This is a genomic window from Peribacillus sp. P4_C12 (assembly GCF_056402095.1).
This window is the reverse complement of the sequence record NZ_JBFUIB010000374.1, coordinates 1-3,785: the sequence shown is the minus strand read 5'-3', so window position 1 is coordinate 3,785 and position 3,785 is coordinate 1. Positions and strand designations below refer to the sequence as shown.

The following is a 3,785-nucleotide window of genomic DNA, read 5'->3' as shown; positions in this document are numbered from 1 at the left end:
GTAGTAAAACCGGCCCACTCACCAATCCCTTCTCTTGCATAAACAGCAAAAGATCCTGTATTAGGGTTTACTGTAGCCATTTCTCCGAGCATTCTCATGACTAAAACAACGATTAAGCCTGCTAATACGTATGATAAAATCGCTCCGGGGCCTGTTTGACCAATAATAATACCGCTTCCTACGAATAAACCAGCTCCTATTACACCACTCAAAGATATCATTGTTAAATGTCTTTGTTTAAGACCAGGTTTCAATTCTTCTTGTTGATGTTTCATAACCTCCACCAACTTTCAGTAATTTAGGGAACCACTTATTGATAACGCTTACATCTACTTAAAAAGCCAGGCTACTCTAACACAACTACATAAACTACTTTTCCCTTACATACTCACAAAATAGTGCAAAAAATCATACATAACCATAAAACGGTGCAGATTTACCAATAAATAGACATTTTCGAAACAAACACTAGCGTTATTCTTATGTGTATAGACACATAAGAATAGGTCTTTTCAGCTTATTGCTTAATATTATTCACGCAACCAAAGAGACGAAGCTCTAGATTTTCTGTTATCCTATTTCCTCCTCCATATAGTTTATTATGACAATCGAAATGGAACTAAGATCACAACGTCATGATGTTAGTACCACTTTCTATGTGTATAATACACTCTGACTTTTTTAAAGTCAATTTAAAAATCAGAATATTTGGACAACCGTTCAGGAATCATTATAAGAACATAATTTTAATGTTTACAAAACACCAGACTGACTCCTGATCTCGTAATTCTATTTTTCCGTTTTAGCTGTTTTGTCCAATTGCCCTTCGATATCTATCATTACTGCCTTCTGATTTCTATTAAGCATTTTCTTTAAAAGTGACGAAAAGATCAGCGTAAACGCAACACCCTTAATGATCGAAGTATAACCATAAACAAGCAGACCCAATAATAGTACGATAAGATTAATTATCCTGATTGTCGCTGCTATATCTATTTTTTTATTTTTGTGATGTAAAATTAAAGCTATAACATCAAACCCAACAGTGGATGCATTTGCTGTTATACATAAATAGTATCCTAGTGCTATCAAAATCGCCGAAATAATAATTACTACAATGATGTTTACATCAATGCTTATACTCAGTGAATAAAATAAGTTAAAAAAAAGCATATAACTAAGGGAACTTACTATTGATTTGAAAAAGTATTCTTTCCCTAGAAAAACTAAACATATAATTAATAATAGTCCTGTAACAAAATTAGCAAGCATGGCTATGTTATAGCCAGATAAAGCATTTAATAGTAACGCGGAACTCGTCACACCACCATTAATAATTTCATTCGGTACAATTAAATAAGCATAGGCAAAGGTCATTGAAATATTTCCCACAATAATTTTAATTAAGTCCTTCATTAATTTTGTCACCTTTCTATAACAATTTAAGAAAAAGTCTAAAAATTAGATAGTTAAAGCTTTCTCCTCCTTCGATATATATATTTATACTTGAACTATATGAACAACATTCATTACTAAGTTCAAATATTAAAGATTCGTTTAAGTTACATTAAGTCTTTACCGCCACTGCTTTTTGATAAAAGTAGAATGAACCCCTTGCTAGAAGCTCTCTTCCCTCCTAATTACCGTAAGAATTTAGGTAACCTGACAAGAATTGTATTAAACCTAAAAAGAATCTAATTTTTTGAAATAGTCCTACTCTCAGAATCTGATTCATTATCAAAAGTAGTAAATACAATGGGAGACAAAGTAAAAAATCGCGGAGTTATCAAGTGACAGTCAGCAACATTTCTTCCAGAACTATCAGATATGTTCGAGAAAGCATAAGAGTATATTCTTGCAAACCAAACCTATTCTGAGGGAATACTCAATTGAAGAATATTATTGCTAAAATTAAGAATCTTATCTTTTGTATGAAAATTGGATTCCGAGATGTTTCATTCTCCTTATCAGATTTGCATGGTCAATGTCGAGCTTAATGGCAGCTTTTCTAAGGCTTTGTGAAGATTGAAGGGCATTTAAGATCATCTGAGATTCAAATTGAGCCATGGCTTCCTTTAGATTAAGATTATTTGTGGATAATAGATTATTATCTGACTTTTCATCGCGGAACTTTCTTGGGGAATTTCTAATTTCCAATAATCTCTTATATGTTCTGGCAAGTCTCTATGGGTTATGAATGGTACTGATGTTGATACTACTAAAAACTCTATAATATTTTTTAATTCACGAACATTACCAGGCCATTGATAGCTTTCCATAATCTTTAAAGATTCGGCATGATTTGTTTTTTTATTCCGTACTGCTCACAAAGCATTGTAAGGTAAACGTCAATAAGAGGTAAAATGTCGGATTTCCGCTTGTATAACGGTGGAATATTCAAATGAATCACATTAATTCGGTACCACAAGTCTTCTCTGAATTGTTTTTTATTAACAAGATCCCTGAGGTCTCTATTGGTAGAACAAACTAACCGAAACGTAAGAGGAATTAGCTTCGAATCACCTATTCGAGTAATTGCTTAATCTTGAAGAACACGAAGCAATTTAGCTTGCATCAACTTTGGTAGTTCACCAATTTCATCTAAGAGTATGGTGCCTGTATTAGCTTTTTCAAAAAGACCAGCCTTCCCTCCTTTTTTGGGCCCAGTAAAGGCTCCTTCAGCATATCCAAATAATTCAGACTCAAATAATTCAGCTGGAATCGCAGCACAATTGATTTTAATAAAGGGGGCATCCTTTTGAGGACTATACTAATGAATATAATTTGCTAACACTTCTTTTCCTGTTCCGGAATCACCTGTGATAGGTACAGATGTAGGGAAAGCAGCAACCTTTTTTACCTTTTCCATTTAATTTTGCATTTCCTGACTTCTAATAACAATTTGTGAAGAATTAATTCTTTGTTTTGCTTCAATTTCTTTATCAGGTTCAATTATTTCCACCATTATCCACTCTCCTTTTGTAGTCATTTTATTACCAGGTTGGTGRCAATTCAACACCATTATTATTTAAGTTGATATATAACCCCTAAATATTACGAACATTCAAACTTCGGCATAGTTCTTGCATCAGTAAATCAATAGTACAAACTCCTTAAACATAAAAGAAAAAATGACACCTAGAGATTAAATAGATGTCACTTTCTTAAATAGGTGTTCTTTATAACGATATGTTCGTCTTTTATAGAGATATGCACTGCACTCCCTATTTCCAACTGTATGAAAAAAGTTTACCTCTGTCAGGCATGTATCAAATACAGCTCACATGAAAGATGCTTACACACTCAAGCGATAAGTTTTAAGAGATGTCAATTTTGCTAATTGGGATACTAGTAATAAAGCGTTATATATAGGAAATCAACCCTTTTGGTTGTCCTTCCCCTTCTTAGAATGATAAAAATTATATTGGTATATTGTAATTTTTCTATATTTTCATAATTGGAATCAATTATATGATTATATTTATGTTAGGGAGGGGAAAAGATGGGAAAAACACTATATCAAGACCAAACATTAGTGTTAATTCAAACATGCCAGATTCATGATGAGGTAATAAGTGAACATGGCTTTTACTTGATTAAGGTATTGGAAAAACGTATGAATATGAGTGAACAGTAAAAAAACCGAAATCTATATGTATTGAAAAAGTGAGATGATTGGGAGTGGATAAATGGTAGGAAAGAATGATTTTATTCAAGGATTTGTGCCAAACCATAATCATGGATCCGTTTACTATACATCTGTTGATGCTGGCCATGTTCATCAG

At 32.8% G+C, this 3,785-nt stretch carries 4 protein-coding genes and 3 pseudogenes; 2 read left to right on the top strand and 5 right to left on the bottom strand.

Annotated features, from left to right (window positions below):
- From AC1DUW_RS23235 to AC1DUW_RS23215, 5 genes and pseudogenes are all read right to left on the bottom strand, one after another.
- On the bottom strand, positions 1-275 hold a 275-nt coding region (locus AC1DUW_RS23235), incomplete at its 3' end, for an amino acid permease (RefSeq protein WP_477643564.1).
- Between the two features lie 514 nt (positions 276-789).
- The gene (locus tag AC1DUW_RS23230) at positions 790-1,416 is read right to left on the bottom strand and encodes a YitT family protein (protein WP_083450734.1); all 627 of its coding nucleotides are present in this window, start codon (positions 1,414-1,416) and stop codon (positions 790-792) included.
- Between the two features lie 504 nt (positions 1,417-1,920).
- On the bottom strand, positions 1,921-2,067 hold the full coding sequence (locus AC1DUW_RS23225) for a helix-turn-helix domain-containing protein (protein WP_161804916.1): 147 nt from the start codon (positions 2,065-2,067) through the stop codon (positions 1,921-1,923).
- 8 nt (positions 2,068-2,075) lie between these two features.
- A pseudogene (locus tag AC1DUW_RS23220) lies at positions 2,076-2,300 on the bottom strand (AAA-type ATPase lid domain-containing protein); the annotation flags it as partial.
- Positions 2,285-2,869 (bottom strand): annotated as a pseudogene (locus AC1DUW_RS23215) (sigma 54-interacting transcriptional regulator). The pseudogenes AC1DUW_RS23215 and AC1DUW_RS23220, both read right to left, overlap by 16 nt.
- Before the next feature lie 633 nt (positions 2,870-3,502).
- Here AC1DUW_RS23215 and AC1DUW_RS23210 point away from each other — a divergent pair.
- A complete protein-coding gene (locus tag AC1DUW_RS23210; RefSeq protein ID WP_269083727.1) occupies positions 3,503-3,637 on the top strand; it encodes a hypothetical protein in 135 nt (44 codons plus the stop codon).
- 52 nt (positions 3,638-3,689) lie between these two features.
- A pseudogene (locus AC1DUW_RS23205) lies at positions 3,690-3,785 on the top strand (YmaF family protein); the annotation flags it as partial.